Origin of the sequence: Dyella kyungheensis (genome assembly GCF_049913195.1) — a bacterium.
Classification (GTDB): domain Bacteria; phylum Pseudomonadota; class Gammaproteobacteria; order Xanthomonadales; family Rhodanobacteraceae; genus Dyella; species Dyella kyungheensis.
In genome coordinates this window covers 3,362,036-3,378,121 of the sequence record NZ_CP183983.1, presented here as the reverse complement: position 1 = coordinate 3,378,121, position 16,086 = coordinate 3,362,036, and the positions used below count along the sequence as shown (strand labels likewise).

General features: G+C 65.8%; 17 protein-coding genes. 9 read left to right on the top strand and 8 right to left on the bottom strand.

Features of this window, described 5'->3' with window-relative positions:
* The first annotated feature begins 148 nt into the window (after nucleotides 1-148).
* Complete coding sequence (locus ACN9MB_RS15215; RefSeq protein ID WP_426269482.1) at nucleotides 149-994, top strand: hypothetical protein; 846 nt, start codon at nucleotides 149-151, stop codon at nucleotides 992-994.
* A gap of 9 nt (nucleotides 995-1,003) precedes the next feature.
* On the opposite strand, the gene ACN9MB_RS15210 is transcribed toward ACN9MB_RS15215, so the two are convergent.
* The 4 genes from ACN9MB_RS15210 to ACN9MB_RS15195 all read right to left on the bottom strand — a co-directional run bounded on the left by ACN9MB_RS15210 (nucleotide 1,004) and on the right by ACN9MB_RS15195 (nucleotide 3,918).
* Nucleotides 1,004-1,207, bottom strand: a complete 204-nt coding sequence (locus tag ACN9MB_RS15210; protein WP_426269481.1) for a hypothetical protein — start codon at nucleotides 1,205-1,207, stop codon at nucleotides 1,004-1,006.
* Nucleotides 1,208-1,306: 99 nt separating this feature from the next.
* Nucleotides 1,307-1,498: an Arc family DNA-binding protein gene (locus tag ACN9MB_RS15205; protein ID WP_204634280.1), complete on the bottom strand. Its 192-nt coding sequence runs from the start codon at nucleotides 1,496-1,498 to the stop codon at nucleotides 1,307-1,309.
* Nucleotides 1,488-2,363, bottom strand: a complete 876-nt coding sequence (locus ACN9MB_RS15200) for an SPFH domain-containing protein (protein ID WP_426269480.1) — start codon at nucleotides 2,361-2,363, stop codon at nucleotides 1,488-1,490. Before ACN9MB_RS15200 ends, ACN9MB_RS15205 begins: the two co-directional genes overlap by 11 nt.
* 61 nt (nucleotides 2,364-2,424) lie before the next feature.
* Nucleotides 2,425-3,918, bottom strand: coding sequence for a transglutaminase-like domain-containing protein (locus ACN9MB_RS15195; protein WP_426269479.1), 1,494 nt, complete (start codon nucleotides 3,916-3,918; stop codon nucleotides 2,425-2,427).
* Between the two features lie 143 nt (nucleotides 3,919-4,061).
* Here ACN9MB_RS15195 and purT point away from each other — a divergent pair, with 143 nt between their 5' ends.
* Nucleotides 4,062-5,243, top strand: a complete 1,182-nt coding sequence (purT, locus tag ACN9MB_RS15190; protein WP_426269478.1) for a formate-dependent phosphoribosylglycinamide formyltransferase — start codon at nucleotides 4,062-4,064, stop codon at nucleotides 5,241-5,243.
* Between the two features lie 317 nt (nucleotides 5,244-5,560).
* Nucleotides 5,561-7,081 (top strand): FMN-binding glutamate synthase family protein, encoded by a 1,521-nt coding sequence (locus ACN9MB_RS15185; protein ID WP_204634284.1) that lies wholly within the window; start codon nucleotides 5,561-5,563, stop codon nucleotides 7,079-7,081.
* 146 nt (nucleotides 7,082-7,227) lie between these two features.
* On the opposite strand, the gene ACN9MB_RS15180 is transcribed toward ACN9MB_RS15185, so the two are convergent.
* The 3 genes from ACN9MB_RS15180 to tesB all read right to left on the bottom strand — a co-directional run bounded on the left by ACN9MB_RS15180 (nucleotide 7,228) and on the right by tesB (nucleotide 9,363).
* On the bottom strand, nucleotides 7,228-7,938 hold the full coding sequence (locus ACN9MB_RS15180; RefSeq protein ID WP_204634285.1) for an arginyltransferase: 711 nt from the start codon (nucleotides 7,936-7,938) through the stop codon (nucleotides 7,228-7,230).
* Between the two features lie 78 nt (nucleotides 7,939-8,016).
* Nucleotides 8,017-8,409, bottom strand: a complete 393-nt coding sequence (locus ACN9MB_RS15175; RefSeq protein ID WP_204634286.1) for a putative signal transducing protein — start codon at nucleotides 8,407-8,409, stop codon at nucleotides 8,017-8,019.
* A 90-nt stretch (nucleotides 8,410-8,499) separates the two neighbouring features.
* Nucleotides 8,500-9,363 carry an acyl-CoA thioesterase II gene (gene tesB / locus ACN9MB_RS15170; protein ID WP_204634287.1) on the bottom strand — a complete coding sequence of 288 codons (864 nt, stop codon included), beginning with the start codon at nucleotides 9,361-9,363 and terminating at the stop codon, nucleotides 8,500-8,502.
* 129 nt (nucleotides 9,364-9,492) lie between these two features.
* On the opposite strand from tesB, the gene ACN9MB_RS15165 reads away from it, so the two are divergent.
* Nucleotides 9,493-9,750, top strand: a complete 258-nt coding sequence (locus ACN9MB_RS15165) for a helix-hairpin-helix domain-containing protein (RefSeq protein ID WP_204634288.1) — start codon at nucleotides 9,493-9,495, stop codon at nucleotides 9,748-9,750.
* Here the strand turns inward: ACN9MB_RS15165 and ACN9MB_RS15160 are convergent.
* Complete coding sequence (locus tag ACN9MB_RS15160) at nucleotides 9,740-10,306, bottom strand: N-acetylmuramoyl-L-alanine amidase (RefSeq protein WP_426269477.1); 567 nt, start codon at nucleotides 10,304-10,306, stop codon at nucleotides 9,740-9,742. The genes ACN9MB_RS15165 and ACN9MB_RS15160 overlap by 11 nt on opposite strands.
* Nucleotides 10,307-10,388: 82 nt before the next feature.
* Here ACN9MB_RS15160 and ACN9MB_RS15155 point away from each other — a divergent pair, with 82 nt between their 5' ends.
* From ACN9MB_RS15155 to egtD, 5 genes are all read left to right on the top strand, one after another.
* Nucleotides 10,389-10,913, top strand: a complete 525-nt coding sequence (locus ACN9MB_RS15155; protein WP_426269476.1) for an alpha/beta hydrolase — start codon at nucleotides 10,389-10,391, stop codon at nucleotides 10,911-10,913.
* Complete coding sequence (gene rlmKL / locus ACN9MB_RS15150) at nucleotides 10,910-13,105, top strand: bifunctional 23S rRNA (guanine(2069)-N(7))-methyltransferase RlmK/23S rRNA (guanine(2445)-N(2))-methyltransferase RlmL (RefSeq protein WP_426269475.1); 2,196 nt, start codon at nucleotides 10,910-10,912, stop codon at nucleotides 13,103-13,105. Before ACN9MB_RS15155 ends, rlmKL begins: the two co-directional genes overlap by 4 nt.
* Nucleotides 13,106-13,232: 127 nt before the next feature.
* Nucleotides 13,233-13,589, top strand: a complete 357-nt coding sequence (locus ACN9MB_RS15145) for a hypothetical protein (RefSeq protein WP_204634292.1) — start codon at nucleotides 13,233-13,235, stop codon at nucleotides 13,587-13,589.
* A gap of 237 nt (nucleotides 13,590-13,826) precedes the next feature.
* Nucleotides 13,827-15,080 carry an ergothioneine biosynthesis protein EgtB gene (egtB, locus tag ACN9MB_RS15140; protein ID WP_426269474.1) on the top strand — a complete coding sequence of 418 codons (1,254 nt, stop codon included), beginning with the start codon at nucleotides 13,827-13,829 and terminating at the stop codon, nucleotides 15,078-15,080.
* Entirely contained in the window at nucleotides 15,077-16,066 is a 990-nt protein-coding gene (egtD, locus tag ACN9MB_RS15135) for an L-histidine N(alpha)-methyltransferase (protein WP_204634294.1), read from the top strand. The genes egtB and egtD overlap by 4 nt, the downstream gene beginning before the upstream one ends.
* Nucleotides 16,067-16,086 lie beyond the last annotated feature (20 nt).

The following is a 16,086-nucleotide window of genomic DNA, read 5'->3' as shown; positions in this document are numbered from 1 at the left end:
AGCGCTCCGTTGAAGTAACGGCGCCAGCTTCGCGCCAACCGCGCCTGGCGGCCATCCGGATCTTGCGCAAGACGGGTCTGGCCTCTTTTGCCCTGTCGCCGGCGGGTTCCCTGGGGCACATTGCTCGCGGGGTATCCAGGGGAAGGCCATGCGCAAAATCGTCTGTTTGCTTTGCATGCTGGTTGCGACGCCCGCTCTTTGCACGGAGACGGTTGCTTCGATGCAGGAGCGTGCGGAAGCCAGCATGCTGGTCACGGGCTTGATCGACATCGCGCCGGATGGGACGCTCTCGTCCATCGCGATCGATCACCGCCAGGAGCTGCCGGCCGAGGTGGCCTCGCTGATCGATCGCGCCTCGGCGAAGTGGCGTTTTCCGGCCGATCCATCGGGCGATGCGGATACACGACACGTCGCCATGACCTTGCGCATCGTGGCCCGGACCGAGCCGGACGGCGCTTATCGCAGTCGGATCCGGGGCGCGACGTTCGGCGATCGGAAGCTCGACGGCCAGATCCGCTACAAGTCGCGGGTGTCGCCACGATATTCGTTGTTCGCTTATCAGAACCGCATTTCCGGCGACGTCTATCTGCTGATGCGGGTGGACGCCAGCGGCAAGGTCACCGACGTCGCCGCCGAGCAGGTGAACCTCGATACGGTGACGGAAGCATCCATGCAGGCCCAGATCCGCAGGATCTTTGCGGAGACCTGCGTCAACGTCGCGAAGTATTGGACCTTCGATGTCACGGGCGCGGGCAATCTGGCCGATGGTGCCTGGCTGGTGCGCGTGCCGGTGCACTTCGGCATGGTGCAAGACCGTGCCACGCAGAACTATGGCAAGTGGCTGGTCTACGTGCCGGGTCCGCACGAACCGGTACGCTGGTTGGGGAAATACAACTATCCGCAACCTGCCAGCAACACCGATGCGCTGCCTGGCGGCAGCTTGCAGCCGGTGCAAAACCAGTTGGCGGTCATCGGCCCGTTGGACGGGGATTGACCGTCCGCCTCAGTCGACGCGGAACACCTGCACGGATTCGCATTCCGGGCATCGATAGCTCTGCAGCTCCGCATTCTGCTTCTCGGACCACGCCACGGCTTCTTCCGGCAGCGAATCGTGCGGCTCCATCTCGATGCTCGAGCCCGTACGCAGGCAGGCGTCGCACAACACGGGGCCGTCGGGGAGCGGGCGATAGGTTTGGCTGTTGGCCATGGCGGTTCTCCGGGACATCACGGTGTGTGAAGCGACGAAGCTAGCCCCGGTGTCGTGCAGGTCGCGTCGAAGCGAGATCAATGCGGGGGCGTTTGCCCCTCAACCGGCGTCGTCGTCCTGTACCGGTTCGGACGTGTCGCGTTTCAACCGCCCCTGCTTGCGCAAAGCCTCGCGCAGAACGAATTCGATCTGCGCATTGACGCTGCGCAGATCGTCGTCGGCCCAGCGCTGCATGGCCTCGAGCACGGCAGCGCTGATGCGTAGGGGATAGGCTTTTTTCTCAACCGCCATAGAGCGTGCCGGCATTGACCACCGGTTGCGTGGAGCGGTCGCCGCACAGCACCACCAGCAGGTTGCTGACCATGGCGGCCTTGCGCTCCTCGTCCAGTTCGACGACGCCTTGCTGCTTGAGCTTGTCCAGCGCCATCGCCACCATGCCCACGGCGCCTTCGACGATGCGCTCGCGCGCTGCCACGATGGCGCTGGCCTGCTGGCGTTGCAGCATGGCCTGGGCGATTTCCTGCGCGTAGGCGAGGTGGCTGATGCGCGCCTCGATGACGCGTACGCCGGCTTTTTCCAGGCGGTTCTGGATTTCATCGCGCAGGTGGTTGTTGATCACTTCGCCGTGGCTGCGCAGGGCCGGCTTGCCATCGTCGTGCGAGTCGTACGGGTAGTTCTGCGCCATCTGGCGCAGCGCCGACTCGCTCTGGATGCTGACGAAATTCTCGTAGTCGTCCACGCAGAAGACGGCTTCGGCGGTGTCGACCACTTCCCACACCACCACGGCGGCGATTTCGATCGGGTTGCCGTCGCTGTCGTTGACCTTGAGCTTGCTGCTTTCGAAGTTGCGCACGCGCAGCGAGACGCGGCGGCGGGTGCAGAACGGGTTGGTCCAGCGCAGGCCTTCCTCGCGCACGGTGCCGTGGTATTTGCCGAACAACTGCAACACCTGGCCTTCGTTCGGAGCCACCTGGAAGAAGCCCTTGGCCATGAACACCGCCACCACGTGCATGAAGATGCCGAGGGCGAGTGCGACAAATACCGGCGCCTGGTGCACCAGCCCGTAGCCTTCGAGCGCCAAACCGACGAAGGCCAGAAGAATCACGAAAAAGACCGTGGGGATGCCGGCGGTCGAAAAACCTTGCTGTTCGTTCATGGGGGTTCCTCCCTGGGTGCGGCGATTAGATATCAAAATGATATCTACTGCAAGGAGGGGATCAGTCCCGGGTCGCCACCGCACCACCCATGGCGGTCGCCGCCTGCTCGGGCGCCGTGCCGACATGGGCGATCCGCATCTGGCCGAACAGGTTGGCCAGGTTGACGAAGTGCCACGGGTCGCCATCGCCGCTGTCCAGGGCGAGATGGGCGCTGTCGAAGTGGCCCAGCGCCGCATCGAAACTCTGCCAGCGGCCATGCACCCAGGCCTGGACCCAGGCGTGCGGGACGAACACCTGCCGGCTGCCACCGTAGCGGTCGGCATAGACCATGCCGGTGACCACACGCGCCGGAATGTGCTGTGCCCGCGCCAGCGCCGCCAGCAACACGGCGTGCGCCTTGCAGTCGCCGGCGCGCAGGCGCACCACTTCCAGCGCCGAGGCGTAGCCGATATCGCGGCCATGGGGTTGGATGTAGCCGCTCACGAAGTCGCGCAGCTGGAGCATCTTCTGCTGGTCGTCCTCGGCGCCGATGCTGGCCTCCGCCGCCAGCGCTCGAATCGGTGGGGCATCCGATTGCACCCAGGCATTGGCCTGGGTGTCCGCCGGCGTCGGTGGCGCCTGACCGCCGGGCACGGCGTTACCCACATCCACCAGCCAATCGCCGTTGCCGAGACGACTGACCCGCTGCTCGTCGGTCGCGATCACCGGTTGCGCGTCGCCGTCGGTCAGGTGGATGACGTAGCGCAGGCCGCCCTGGCGCATCGGGACCGACAGGCCCTGGGGCGAATCGACCATCGAGGCGCGCAGCATGTCGATGTCCTCCACCGGCGCCAGCGCGCAGGCTTCGCTGCAGGCGAGCAGATCCAGTGGGTGGCCCAGCATGTCCAGCGAGCTCTTGCGCGTCTCGCCGCGCTGGTTGACCCACAGGTCCATGCGCTGCACGCCGCGTGGCGTCTGCAGCACTTCGCGTTGGTGGTTCAACACTTCGCTGCCCTCGGGCAGCGACACGCGCTCATTGCCCAGCACTTCGATGTCCACCGTGGCGACATCCTGGCTGGCGGGATCGAACAGGCTCAGCGTGTAGTGGCCGCTGCGGCTGGCCGCGCCGGCCATGGCCTGCCGCTGGCCGTCGCTCAGCAAGGCGCCGACGGGCCATGCCAGGGTGGACTCGCTGGCCCGTCCCGCCACCGTGGTGGTCACGGCATAGCGGCCGTCGGCCTGGCGCCGGCCGTCGACGATGCTGTCGGAGGTCGACAGCATGCTGCGCGAATAGAACCCCAGCGGCTGGCTATCCAGCGTCTCGACGCTGCGGGTGAGCACGCTCATGGGGATGGTCTTGCCGTTGCGGTTGATCTCGATCCGCAGGTCCTGGGTGGTGGTGACCTGCTTGCCGTCGTTCACCCGGTCGATGCGCAGGTGGCCGATGCGCCGCCCCGCCAACTGCACCGTCATCCAGGTGGTGTCGCTGGATACGCTCTCCACCGTCCCGGCAACGAGGCTGGGTGCGGGACTGAGCGCGAGCGCCATCCATAGCGCGGCAAGCCATTGGCGCATCGGTCGCTCCGTGGGGACGGTGACGACTACAGTCAATGCCGGTCGATGTCGTTCGTCAATGGAATTTGCGTGATGACGACGTGGCGTGGCGCGATTGTCCAAAGGGCCGCTTACAATGGCGCTTTGCCCCTCCGGAGACACCGATGAAGCCCTTTGGCACGCCTTATTCCGATCGCGCGTTGCGCGTGCTGTTGCTGGGATCGGGCGAACTGGGCAAGGAAGTGGCGATCGAGTTGCAGCGCTACGCGGTGGAGGTGGTCGCGGCGGATCGCTACGCCCACGCGCCGGCCATGCAGGTGGCCCATCGCAGTCATGTGATCGACATGCTCGATGGCGCCGCATTGCGCGCACTGATCGAGCAGGAGAAGCCCGATCTGGTGGTGCCGGAGATCGAGGCGATCCACACGCCCACGCTGATCGAGCTGGAGAAGGAAGGCCTGCGCGTCATCCCGACCGCACGTGCTGCCTGGCTCACCATGGATCGCGAAGGCATCCGCCGCCTGGCTGCCGAAGAGCTGCAGCTGCCGACCTCGCGCTACCGGTTCTGCGACACCGAAACCGACTATCGCGAGGCCGTTGCCAACATCGGCCTGCCGTTCGTGATCAAGCCGGTGATGAGCTCCTCCGGCAAGGGCCAGAGCGTGGTGCGCGAAGAGGGCGAGTTGCAGCACGCCTGGGATTACGCGCAGTCCGGCGGCCGCGCCGGCAAGGGGCGGGTGATCGTCGAAGGCTTCGTCGATTTCGACTACGAAATCACCTTGCTCACCGTGCGCCACCAGGACGGCGTCAGCTTCTGCGCGCCGATCGGCCATCGCCAGGAAGACGGCGACTATCGCGAATCCTGGCAGCCGCAACCGATGAGCGAGGTCGCGCTGCAGGAAGCCCAGCGACAAGCAGCCGCGATTACCGGCGCGCTGGGTGGCTGGGGCGTGTTCGGGGTGGAGTTCTTCGTCAAGGGCGACAGCGTGATCTTCTCGGAAGTCAGTCCGCGCCCGCACGACACCGGCCTGGTGACGCTGATCTCGCAAGACCTTTCGGAATTCGCCCTGCACGCACGCGCGATCCTCGGCCTGCCGATTCCCGTCATCCGCCAGCTCGGCCCGTCGGCGTCGTGCGCGGTGCTGGTGGAGGGCGATGGCGAGGCGCCGCAGTATCACAACGTCGCCGACGCCTTGAAGGAGCCCGACACGCAGCTGCGCATCTTCGGCAAGCCGACGGTGAAGGGGCGTCGCCGCATGGCCGTGACGCTGGCGCGCGACGAGAGCGTGGAGGCGGCGAAGGCCAAGGCCATCCGCGCGGCCAAGAGCATTCGGGTCACGCTGTAACGTCTTAGCGCTGGTGCAATATCTCTCGATAACCACTACTTCTCACCGTCATTCCGGCGCAGGCCGGAATCCAGTAGCGAATACGCCGAGTTATCGCGATAGCCAGCCACATTCCATGGATAGGTCTCGCGAAAACCCGTGACAGAGGTCACTGGATTCCGGCCTGCGCGGGAATGACGGTGAGAGGGTAAGCAGTCGCTTAGTGCAGGGCGTGAAAGGAAAACGGTTGTATCGTTGATCGAGTGGCGGCTGCCCGGGAGATCGTCCCGCGCGCCGCATGGATGACCTGCAACACGCTGAAGATTGGGGAGACACCGATGCAACCGACAGGCTTCGCACATTGGCTGGTCGTGATGATTGAAACCTTCGCGGCCTTGTTCCTGCTGCTGTTGGTGCTGCTGGTCGTGGTGATCGGCGTGGTCTGGCTGGTGGATCGCAACCAGACCAGCAACTCGGTGCTGCGCAACTTCCCGGTGATCGGCCACTTCCGCTACTGGTTCCTGCACCTGGGCGAATTCTTCCGCCAGTACCTGTATTCCAGCGATCGCGAAGAACTGCCGTTCAACCGCGCGCAGCGTACCTGGGTGTACCGCGCGGCGAAGAACGTGGATAACACCAATGCGTTCGGCTCCACCCGCGACCTGCGTGGCGAAGGCGTGCCGTTCTTCGTCAATGCGCCGTTTCCGGCGTTGGGCGAAAAGCATGTCGATCCGTTGCCGGTGACGCTGGGTCCGTATTCGCGCGAACCGTATTCGCACGCCGCGTTCTTCAATATTTCGGCGATGAGTTTCGGTGCATTGTCGGCGCCGGCGGTACGCGCGTTGTCGCACGGCGCGAAGAAGGCCGGCATCTGGATGGATACGGGTGAGGGCGGACTGGCGCCGTATCACCTGGAAGGCGGCTGCGACATCATCTTCGAGATCGGCACGGCGAAATACGGCGTGCGCACGCCCGACGGCAAGCTCGATGACAAGAAGCTGCTGGATATCTGCGCGCACCCGCAGGTGAAGATGGTCAGCATCAAGCTCGGCCAGGGCGCCAAGCCCGGCATGGGCGGCCTGCTGCCGGCGGCCAAGGTGACGCCGGAAATCGCCGCCATCCGCGGCATTCCGGTGGGCGAGGATTCGCAGAGTCCCAATCGCCACCTCGACATCGGCAACGTGCAGGAGCTGATGGATTCGATCCAGCACATCCGCGAACTCACCGGCAAACCGGTGGGCTTCAAGGCGGTATTCGGCGGCGTGGACTGGATCGCCGACCTATGCGACGAAGTGAGCAGGCGCGGCATCGAAAGCGCGCCGGATTTCATCATCGTCGACGGTTCGGAAGGCGGTACCGGCGCCGCGCCGCAAACCTTGATGGAAGGCGTGGGCCTGCCGTTGCACGAAGCCTTGCCGGCACTGGTCGACCTGCTGGTGGTGAAGGGATTGCGCGAGCGCGTGAAGGTGATCTGCTCGGGCAAGTGCATCACGGCATACGACGTGGCGTGGGCGCTGTCGATGGGCGCGGACTTCGTCAATTCGGCGCGCGGCTTCATGTTGGCGCTGGGCTGCATCCAGTCGCTGCAGTGCAATCGCAACACCTGTCCCACCGGCATCACTACGCAAAACCCCAAGTTGCAGCGCGGGCTGGTAGTGGCCGACAAGCGCGAGCGCGTGGCGAACTACGCCACCAACGTGATGCATGAGGTGGGCATCATTGCGCACAGCTGCGGCGTGGACGAACCGCGACAGCTCAATCGAAACCATTGCCGCATCGTGGGCGACGATGGCATTTCGGTGCCGCTGGTGAAGTTGTATCCGTATCCGGTGGTGCCACGCGCGGCGACGCAGGCGTAAACAGCGCAAACACCGCAAACTCCACCTGTGGGAGCGCACTTGTGCGCGACTGGCACGCTGCGGTGTACCGCTCCGTCGTTTGCCGCGCGCAAGCGCGCTCCCACAAGGTGTTGGCGGAATGATTGCTGTCGCGCACCACGGGGGACTCAACCTTCCGCCATCTCCACCCAGCCCTCGCTGGTGCGGATCTGCATCGGGCGGAACTTGCGCTTGTAGTCCATCTTCGGATGGCCGGCGATCCAGAAGCCCAGGTAGATCCAGGGCAGGCCGCGGCGCTTGGCCAGCGCGACCTGCTGCAGGATCGAGAACGTGCCCAGGCTGCGCGCGGTTTCTTCCGGCTCGTAGAACGTATAGACGGCCGAAAGCCCCTGCTGGCAGACGTCCGTCACGGCCACGCCGAGCAGGCGCGGGCCCTGGCGGAACTCCAGGAACATGGTCGGGCTCCACGGCGCGGTGAGGAAGCGGCGGAAGTCGCTGGCGTCGGCTTCGTCCATGCCGCCGCCGGGGTGGCGCTGGCGCAGGTAGCGCTCGTACAGCGCATGGCGTTCGGCGTTGTAGCCGGCCATCGACTCGATCACCTGCAGGTCCTCGTTGCGCTTGAGGCAACGGCGCTGGCTGCGGTCGGGCGTGAAGCGCTCGACGTCGATGCGGCAGGGCGTGCAGGCCCGGCAGCTGGTGCAGTACGGGTAGTACAGATGCCCACCCGCGCGTCGGAAGCCACGCTCCAGTGCCGGACCGTACAACTGGTCCAGTTGCGGGGCGGCCGGATCGATCACCAGGTTCTGTGCCGTGCGCTCGGCAAAGTAGCCGCAGGCGTGCGGCAGGGTTTGGAAGAGGCGGACACGGTCAGAGCGCATGGCCTGATTCTATGTCCGGTCTGCATCACTGTGTCAGTAGGACAAATCTGATACAGCGCTCAGGGGACCCTGAACAGGTCAGATGACACCCATATAGCGCAGCATCAGCACCACAAAGGCGCCGGCCACGGCCAACATGACAATACGGCGTACCCGGTTGGCCATGCCCTGGCGCTTCATGTCCGGGGTGGCATTGCGGGCCAGCGCCAGCTCCTCGCCGTGGCGGATCACCGGCTCGATGCCCAGCTCTTTCAGCAGGGCGCGGGCGCGGGTGTAGTCGTCCGCCCGGGTCACCCAGACCTGGGCCCAGTTGTCCCGGTTCTCCTGGCGCTGCGTGTAGCTGAAGCGTTGATAGGTCCCGCGGTTGTAGTTCGAGCGGTTCTCGATGGTGCACTCGATGCCTTGCTCCTTGAGGAGTTTGGCAACCCGATCGATGTTTTCCTGGCGGGGCGATGTGTAGAGCTGACGCATAAGGAAACCTTGGTTCGCCGGGCGGGCAGGTGCGGGAATGACTGGCCGCGGGGATCGGCCAGTCCGATATTACTACGCTGGTCCAGCGCCTCAGCCGCGCAGGCGGATCAGGCCCTCCTGGGCCGTCGAGGCGACCAGGCGGCCGTCGCGGCTGAAGATCTGGCCGCGCGCGAGGCCTCGGGAACCCTGGGCGGTCGGGCTGTCGAACGAGTACAGCAGCCATTCGTCGACCCGGAACGGACGGTGGAACCACAGCGCGTGGTCCAGGCTCGCCATCTGTACGTTGTGCGTGTAGTACGAGATGCCGTGCGGCAGGGTGGCGGTGCCGATCAGGTTGAAGTCCGAGGCGTAGGCCAGCAGCGAGCGCTGCAGCGCCGGCGAATCGCCGACGCGCGCGCTCAGGCGGAACCAGATGTGCTGGATCGGCGGCCGCTTGGTGGGATGCAGTTTGTCCTGCGGCCACACATGGCGGAATTCGAACGGCGCATCGACGCCCAGCCAGCGCTGCAGCTTCTCCGGCAGCTTGGCCAGCTGTTCCGGCGGCACTGCCTGCATCGGTTCGATGTCTTCGGGCATCGGCACTTCAGGCATCGAGGACTGATGCTCGAAGCCGGTTTCCGGCACCTGGAAAGAGATCGAGCCGTTGAGGATCGGCTGGCCGTGCTGGATCGCCACCACGCGGCGCGACGAGAACGTACCGCCGTCGCGCGTGCGCTCGACGTTGTAGACGATCGGCGCCTTGATGTCGCCCGCGCGCAGGAAATAGGCGTGCAGCGAGTGGGCTTCGCGGTCCGGATCCACCGTGCGCTGGGCGGCGGACAGCGCCTGGCCCAGCACCTGGCCGCCGAACACGAAATGCGTGCCGATGTCCCGGCTCTGGCCGCGGAACAGGTTGTCCTCCAGACGCTCCAGTTCGAGCAGGTCGACGAGTTCGCGGACGTGGTTTTCCGTCATGGAGGGCAGGCTCTAGTGGGTGGCCGCCGATTATAGCGATTGTCTCCGACTGTCTCGGTCGGATTTGTCCGGCAGACGAGTCGCTGGCCGCGACGGTATTCATCGCCTAAACCATCAGGGGCGGCCGTCATGGAACAGTTTTCAGACTGGGAACGGCAGCGTTTGCTGGACCCGCCGGGCGTTGGGCTCTCGGTGATCTCCCGCCTGGAGCAGATCGGCATCTGCTCGCTGGAGCAATTGGCGGGTGCTGAAGTGGACGATTTGCTGCTGCAGATCAGCACTTTGCTGGGCGCCACCTGCTGGCGCAGCAGCCCGCAGGCGCGCGTCGCGGTGATGCTGGCGGTCGCACTGGCGCGCCAATCCGCGCCCGTGGCGGCTAGCCGCTAGACGGGGTCCAACGGGTCAGGCCGCTACCTTCCAACACCTCTGACCAGGGGAACATCGGGCCGGGGTCGAGCTTGCGCGGTACATCCCGGGTCGGATCGTCGCTGGCCGGCATGCGGTCGGTATCCAGCTGCTCATGGCCGGCGATCAACCGCAAACGGGGAAACTCCTGCCTCAGCTGCTCCAGCAGGGCTCGCAGCGCGGCGAGCTGGGCCGGCGGGTAGGGCTCGGTCATGGTCTGGCGGCGCGAGTCCCACCAGTCCGGGTAGCGTCCCAGGTTGACCAGCTCGATCCCGATGGAATGGGGGTTGTGGCCGCGCACATGGTGGGCCACGCGCGTTGCCGGCACGTACTGGTAGGTGCTGCCGTCCCGGTCGATGTAGTAATGCCCGCTGGCGCCCGCACCGCTTTCGTAGAGCACCCGCTCGCCGTACTCGCGGGCGAGGGCGAGATCCGGCAGCTCGGTGCAGTGGATCACCACCATGTCCACCGCCTCGACGGGGCGCTCGGGCAACAGGGAGACGTACGGAAGCGGGTGTTCAATGATGGTCAGCGGCATGGGCGGGAGTCTATGCGACGGTGGCCTAGGACGTCGCCTGTTACCATGCGCGGCCTGATGGACGCAGTTAGTGGAGACCGCGATGCGCGGCCAGATCATTCTTTCGCATGGCTCGGACTCCGGTCCGGATGCCACCAAGGTCAGCGTGCTGGCCGCCTTTGCCGAGGCCCTGGGCTGGAAAACCCAGCGCCCGGACTATCGCAGCGATGATCTGGCGGGCCACGCCGGCTCGGTCGATCCGCGTCTGCAGCGCCTGCTCGCCGCCATCGATGCGGTAGACGCGCCGCCGGTGCTGGTCGGTTCCAGCATGGGCGCCTTCGTATCCGGCCTGGCTTCGCTGCAGCGCCCGGTGGCGGGCCTGTTCCTGCTGGCCACGCCCAGCGAGATCCCCGGCTACCGCCAGGCATTCGGCCTGGCCGAGGGCGTGCCCACGCTGCTCTACCACGGCTGGCGCGACGACGTATGTCCGCCCGAAGGCGTGATTGCATTCTCCGCCCGCCGCCGCCTGCCGCTGATCATGGTCGATGACGACCATCGCCTGAGCGATAGCGTCGATCGTATCGTCGAGCAGTTCGGCTTGTTCCTCACCGCAGTGGCAGCCGCATGAGCGCCTTCTTCGCCAGCTGTCCCAAGGGCCTGGAATACCTGCTGCGCGACGAACTGGCCGCACTCGGTGCGGGCGACGTGCGCGAGGCGCTGGCCGGCGTGCATTTCTCCGGCACGCTGGAAACCGCCTATCGCGCCTGCCTGTGGTCGCGTCTGGCCAGCCGCGTGCTGATGCCGCTGGCCGAGTTCGACGCAGCCACCGACGATGCGCTGTATGCCGGCGTGCAGTCCATCGACTGGTCGCAGCATCTGGCTTCGCATGCCACCCTGGCGGTCGACGCCAACTCGGCGCAGAGCAAGCTCACGCATAGCCAGTTTCTCGCGCAGCGCGTGAAGGATGCGGTGGTCGACCAGTTCCGCCAGCGCGACGGCTCGCGCCCCGGCGTGGATACCGACGAACCGGACGTGCGCATCAACCTGCGCCTGCGCCGCGACCGCGCCACGCTCTCGCTCGACCTGGCCGGTGCGCCGCTGCATCGCCGCGGCTGGCGCGAAGTGCAGGGCGAAGCGCCGCTGAAGGAAAACCTCGCGGCCGCGATGCTGTTGCGCGCGCGTTGGCCGGAGATCTATGCCGAAGGCGGCGCGCTGCTCGATCCCATGTGCGGTTCGGGCACGCTATTGGTGGAGGGCGCCTGGATGGCGGCCGACGTCGCCCCGGGTCTGCATCGCGAGTACTACGGTTTTCTGGGTTGGGCCCAGCACGACATCGCTGTGTGGCGTGGCCTGTTGGAAGAGGCGCGCCAGCGCGCCGAAACCGGCCTGCGCGCGCTGCGCAGCTGCTTCTTCGGCAGCGACGCGGATTCGCGCATGGTGCAGACGGCCAAGCGCAATGCGCAGGAAGCGGGCGTCGCCGGTTTCCTTACGCTGGACAAGCACGATGCCACCCATGTGTCGCCGCCGCCGGGCTATACGCGCGGGCTGGTGATCACCAATCCGCCCTATGGCGAGCGCCTGGGCGACCGGGTGGAAATGCCACGGCTCTACCGTGCCCTCGGTGAAACCTTGCGCGAGCGTTTTGCCGGCTGGCGTGCCGCCGTGCTGGCGGGAGACGAGGAGTTGGGGCACGCCATTCCGCTGCGCGCCGAAAAGAAATACGCGCTCTACAACGGCGCACTGGAAACGCAGCTGCTGGTGTTCGAACTGCACGCGCGCAGCGAAACGCCGCGCGAGGTGAAGCCGCTTTCCGAAGGCGCGCAGATGCTGCGCAACCGGCTGGAAAAAACCGTGCGCCACCAGCGCAAGCGCCTTGATCGCGAGGGCATCCACTGCTGGCGCGCCTATGACCAGGACCTGCCCGAATATGCGGCCGCCATCGACGTCTACGGCCGCGAGGGCGCCGAACCGTGGCTGCATATCCAGGAATACCGGGCGCCGGTGGAGATCCCCGTCGAGACCGCCCGCCATCGCCTGCGCGAGATCGTGCGCGTGGCTGGCGAAGTGCTCGGCGTGCCGCGCGAACGCATTGCGCTGAAGACGCGTGAGCGCGGCAAGGGCGGTTCCAAGTACGGCCAGTTCGACCAGCGCGGCGAGTTCATCGAGGTGGCCGAAGGCGGCCTGCGTTTCCTGGCGAACCTCACCGACTACCTGGACACCGGGCTGTTCATCGATCACCGCCTGGTGCGCGCCAAGCTGCGCGAGCTCGCCTCGGGCCGGCGCTTCCTCAACCTGTTTGCCTATACCGCCACGGCCAGCGTCTACGCGGCCGCGGGCGAGGCGCGGGACACCACCAGCGTGGATCTCTCGGCCACCTACCTGGATTGGGCCTCGCGCAATCTGGCGCTCAATGGCTTCACCGGCGGCAAGCATCGCCTGATGCAGGCGGATGCGATGACCTTCCTCAAGCAGGACAAGGAACGCTACGGATTGATCTACGTCGATCCGCCGACCTTCTCCAACTCCAAGCGGGCGGAAGACTTCGACGTCCAGCGCGACCACGTGCCGTTGTTGCTGGCCTGTGCCGAGCGTCTTTCCAGCGACGGCGTGCTGGTGTTCTCGAACAACTTCCGGCGCTTCAAGTTGAACCAGGAAGCGTTGGCTGAACGGTTCCTCATCGAGGACTGGAGTGCGCCCAGCATCCCGTTCGACTTCACCCGCCGCTCGGACATCCACGGCTGCTGGCTGCTGCGCCTGCATCCGCAGGAATCGCCCTGGGGCGAGAGTGTGAACCACGTCCGGAACAAGAGCAGGCGTTAAGCATTTTCACGGTTTCTACTCAGTCCGGATTCAGCGCAAAAGTCACAGCATTGATCCCGGCAAAGAGCGATAGAAGGCAAGGTCGAGTCCTTCTGTCGGAATCAAGCCTCCCTTGGGAGACAATTTCATGAACAAGACGAAGATTTCCACCCTCAAGCGCGTTGCAGTGGCCACGGCCTTGGTCGTTGGCTGTGCCGCCGTTGCCCCGGCGTTCGCGGGCCATGTCAGCTTGAACGTGGGTATCGGTCTGCCGGCCGTGGGCGTGGGTTACTACGCACCGGCCCCGGTGGTGTACGCACCGCCTCCGCCGGTGTATTACGCGCCGGCTCCGGCCCCGGTGGTCTACGGCGGTCCCGTGTACGGCGGTCCGGTGGTGTACCCCGCAGTCGGCGCGGCGGTCGTGGTCGGTGGCCACCCGGGCTATTACCATCGCGGCGGTTACTACTATCGCGGCGGCTACCGTTACTACGGTCACGGTCACTGATCGCGTAGCAGCATGTCGATACGAAGAAGCCCGGCCTTGTGCCGGGTTTCTTTTTTTGCAGCGCGGAAACCCCAGGCGGAGCGCGCCGTCGTCAGCAATCCGCCATCCTCCTATCACAACTTTTGAACGTTCCCTGCGGCATCGTGCGCGCATGTCACGGCGCACTGGCCACGGTATGAGTGTTCAACAAACGACTGGCTCGGCCGGCCACGGCGTCACCCTATCCCGGAGGTCGCGATGACGTTGGCGCATTCGGCCGCGCAAGCCGAGGCGTTGACGCTGCGATTCCGGAGAATCCGCTCCCGCAGCATGGCCTTGTGTGCTGCGCTGACGCCTGAAGACATGATGGTGCAATCGATGGCGGACGCCAGTCCGGCGAAGTGGCATCTTGCGCATACCACCTGGTTCTTCGAACGCTTCGTGCTTGAGCGCGATGCCGCCTATCGCTCGCCGCATCCGGAGTGGAACTACCTGTTCAACTCCTACTACCAGTCGGTCGGGCCGATGCATGCGCGCCCTCAGCGCGGCCTGCTGTCGCGCCCCGGCGTGGCGCAGATACGCGACTACCGCGAACGCGTCGACGAGGCGATCGGCGACTGGCTGTCGCGCGGCGTCGATGCCACCACCCAAGGCATCATCGAACTGGGCCTGGAGCACGAACAGCAGCATCAGGAGCTGCTGATCACCGACATCAAGCACGCGTTCTCGATCAATCCGTTGTTGCCCGCGTATACCGCGCCGCTGGCTTCGTCGTCGGCCACCACGTCGGTGCCGATGACCTTCATCCCGGGCCGGGAAGGCATCGTGGAAATGGGGCATCGGGGCAACGGCTTCGCCTTCGACAACGAGTCGCCTCGCCATCGCACGCTGCTGCAGCCGCACGCGCTGGCCAACCGGCCGGTGACCAATGCCGAATACGCCGCCTTCGTGCGCGACGGCGGCTATAGCGAGCCTTCGCTGTGGTTGTCCGAAGGGTGGGACACCATTCGTCGTGAGCAATGGCAGCGGCCGTTCTACTGGCAGGAAGACCTGTCCAGCGAATTCACGCTGGCCGGCGTGCAGCCGATCGATCCGGATGCGCCGGTGAGCCACATCAGCTATTTCGAAGCCGACGCCTTCGCGCACTGGGCCGGCGCACGCCTGCCCACCGAAGCGGAATGGGAGAGTGCCGCTTCTTCGGTGCCTGTGCAGGGCAACCTGCTCGATGCGATGGCGTTCCATCCCCAGGCCGCCACGGCCGGCGAAGGGATGCTGCAGATGTTCGGCGACGTGTGGGAGTGGACCGCCTCGCCCTACGTCAGCTATCCCGGCTTCCGTCCGCTGGCCGGCGCGCTGGGCGAATACAACGGCAAGTTCATGAACGGGCAGTGGGTGCTGCGCGGCGGTTCCTGTGCGACGCCACGCGAACACCTGCGCGCGACCTACCGGAATTTCTTTCCTCCCCATGCCCGCTGGCAGTTCATGGGGATACGCTTGGGACAGGACCGATGAGTGTGCAAGCTTCCTTCGATATCCGCGACGACGATCGCCGCCCACCGGTCGACGATCTGCTCGGCATCGTGCAACGCGGGCTGCGTGCGCGGCCCAAGCGCCTGCCGTCCTGGCTGTTCTACGACGAACGCGGTTCGCAATTGTTCGAAGACATCTGCGAGCAGCCCGAGTACTACCTGACGCGCAGCGAGATCGCGTTGATGGACACGCACGCGGGCGACATCGCCGACGTGCTGGGTCCCGACGTGCGCCTGGTGGAATACGGCAGCGGCAATGCGATCAAGACGCGCATGCTGCTGGAGCACCTACACGCACCGGTGTCGTATGTGCCGGTGGAGATTTCCGCCGAGCCGCTGCGCAACAGCACGCAGGCCTTGAACGAGCGCTTTCCCGGCGTGCCGGTGCAGGCGCTGCATGCCGACTTCACGCGCCCGCTGCGGCTGCCGATTCCGCCGCGGGCGCCACGGCGCACGGTGATCTATTTCCCCGGCTCCACCATCGGCAATTTCGAGGCGCGCGATGCGGCCGATCTGCTGCGCAAGATGCGTGGCGAGATGGGTGACAACGGCGGCATCCTGATCGGCGCCGACCTGAAGAAGGACACGGCGACGATCGAGGCCGCGTACAACGACAAGGCCGGCGTGACCAGCGAGTTCACGCTCAACATGCTGGTGCGCCTGAATCGCGAGATCGGCAGCGACTTCGACCTGTCGAGCTTCCGCCATCGCTCGCACTACAACGTGATGGCCGGGCGCATCGAAACCTTCATCGTCAGCACGCGCGACCAGAAGGTACGCGTGGGCAAGCAGCAGGTGGGTTTCACGGCGGAAGAGGCGATGCAGGTGGAATACAGCTGCAAGTATTCGCCGGAAGACTTCGCCGCGCTCGCCGGCAAGGCAGGCCTCGCGGTGGCTCACGAGTGGACCGATCCGCAAGGGATGTTCGCCGTGTACTACCTCGTGCGAGCCGGGGCACGCGGCGCCTGAGGCGGGCAGGGCGCGCTCCT

Excerpts from the sequence above, each read along its gene's own strand:
- ACN9MB_RS15215 (WP_426269482.1), top strand. The coding sequence starts at position 149 with ATGCGCAAAATCGTCTGTTTGCTTTGCATGCTGGTTGCGACGCCCGCT.
- ACN9MB_RS15210 (WP_426269481.1), bottom strand. The coding sequence starts at position 1,207 with ATGGCCAACAGCCAAACCTATCGCCCGCTCCCCGACGGCCCCGTGTTG.
- ACN9MB_RS15205 (WP_204634280.1), bottom strand. The coding sequence starts at position 1,498 with ATGGCGGTTGAGAAAAAAGCCTATCCCCTACGCATCAGCGCTGCCGTG.
- ACN9MB_RS15200 (WP_426269480.1), bottom strand. The coding sequence starts at position 2,363 with ATGAACGAACAGCAAGGTTTTTCGACCGCCGGCATCCCCACGGTCTTT.
- ACN9MB_RS15195 (WP_426269479.1), bottom strand. The coding sequence starts at position 3,918 with ATGCGCCAATGGCTTGCCGCGCTATGGATGGCGCTCGCGCTCAGTCCC.
- purT (WP_426269478.1), top strand. The coding sequence starts at position 4,062 with ATGAAGCCCTTTGGCACGCCTTATTCCGATCGCGCGTTGCGCGTGCTG.
- ACN9MB_RS15185 (WP_204634284.1), top strand. The coding sequence starts at position 5,561 with ATGCAACCGACAGGCTTCGCACATTGGCTGGTCGTGATGATTGAAACC.
- ACN9MB_RS15180 (WP_204634285.1), bottom strand. The coding sequence starts at position 7,938 with ATGCGCTCTGACCGTGTCCGCCTCTTCCAAACCCTGCCGCACGCCTGC.
- ACN9MB_RS15175 (WP_204634286.1), bottom strand. The coding sequence starts at position 8,409 with ATGCGTCAGCTCTACACATCGCCCCGCCAGGAAAACATCGATCGGGTT.
- tesB (WP_204634287.1), bottom strand. The coding sequence starts at position 9,363 with ATGACGGAAAACCACGTCCGCGAACTCGTCGACCTGCTCGAACTGGAG.
- ACN9MB_RS15165 (WP_204634288.1), top strand. The coding sequence starts at position 9,493 with ATGGAACAGTTTTCAGACTGGGAACGGCAGCGTTTGCTGGACCCGCCG.
- ACN9MB_RS15160 (WP_426269477.1), bottom strand. The coding sequence starts at position 10,306 with ATGCCGCTGACCATCATTGAACACCCGCTTCCGTACGTCTCCCTGTTG.
- ACN9MB_RS15155 (WP_426269476.1), top strand. The coding sequence starts at position 10,389 with ATGCGCGGCCAGATCATTCTTTCGCATGGCTCGGACTCCGGTCCGGAT.
- rlmKL (WP_426269475.1), top strand. The coding sequence starts at position 10,910 with ATGAGCGCCTTCTTCGCCAGCTGTCCCAAGGGCCTGGAATACCTGCTG.
- ACN9MB_RS15145 (WP_204634292.1), top strand. The coding sequence starts at position 13,233 with ATGAACAAGACGAAGATTTCCACCCTCAAGCGCGTTGCAGTGGCCACG.
- egtB (WP_426269474.1), top strand. The coding sequence starts at position 13,827 with ATGACGTTGGCGCATTCGGCCGCGCAAGCCGAGGCGTTGACGCTGCGA.
- egtD (WP_204634294.1), top strand. The coding sequence starts at position 15,077 with ATGAGTGTGCAAGCTTCCTTCGATATCCGCGACGACGATCGCCGCCCA.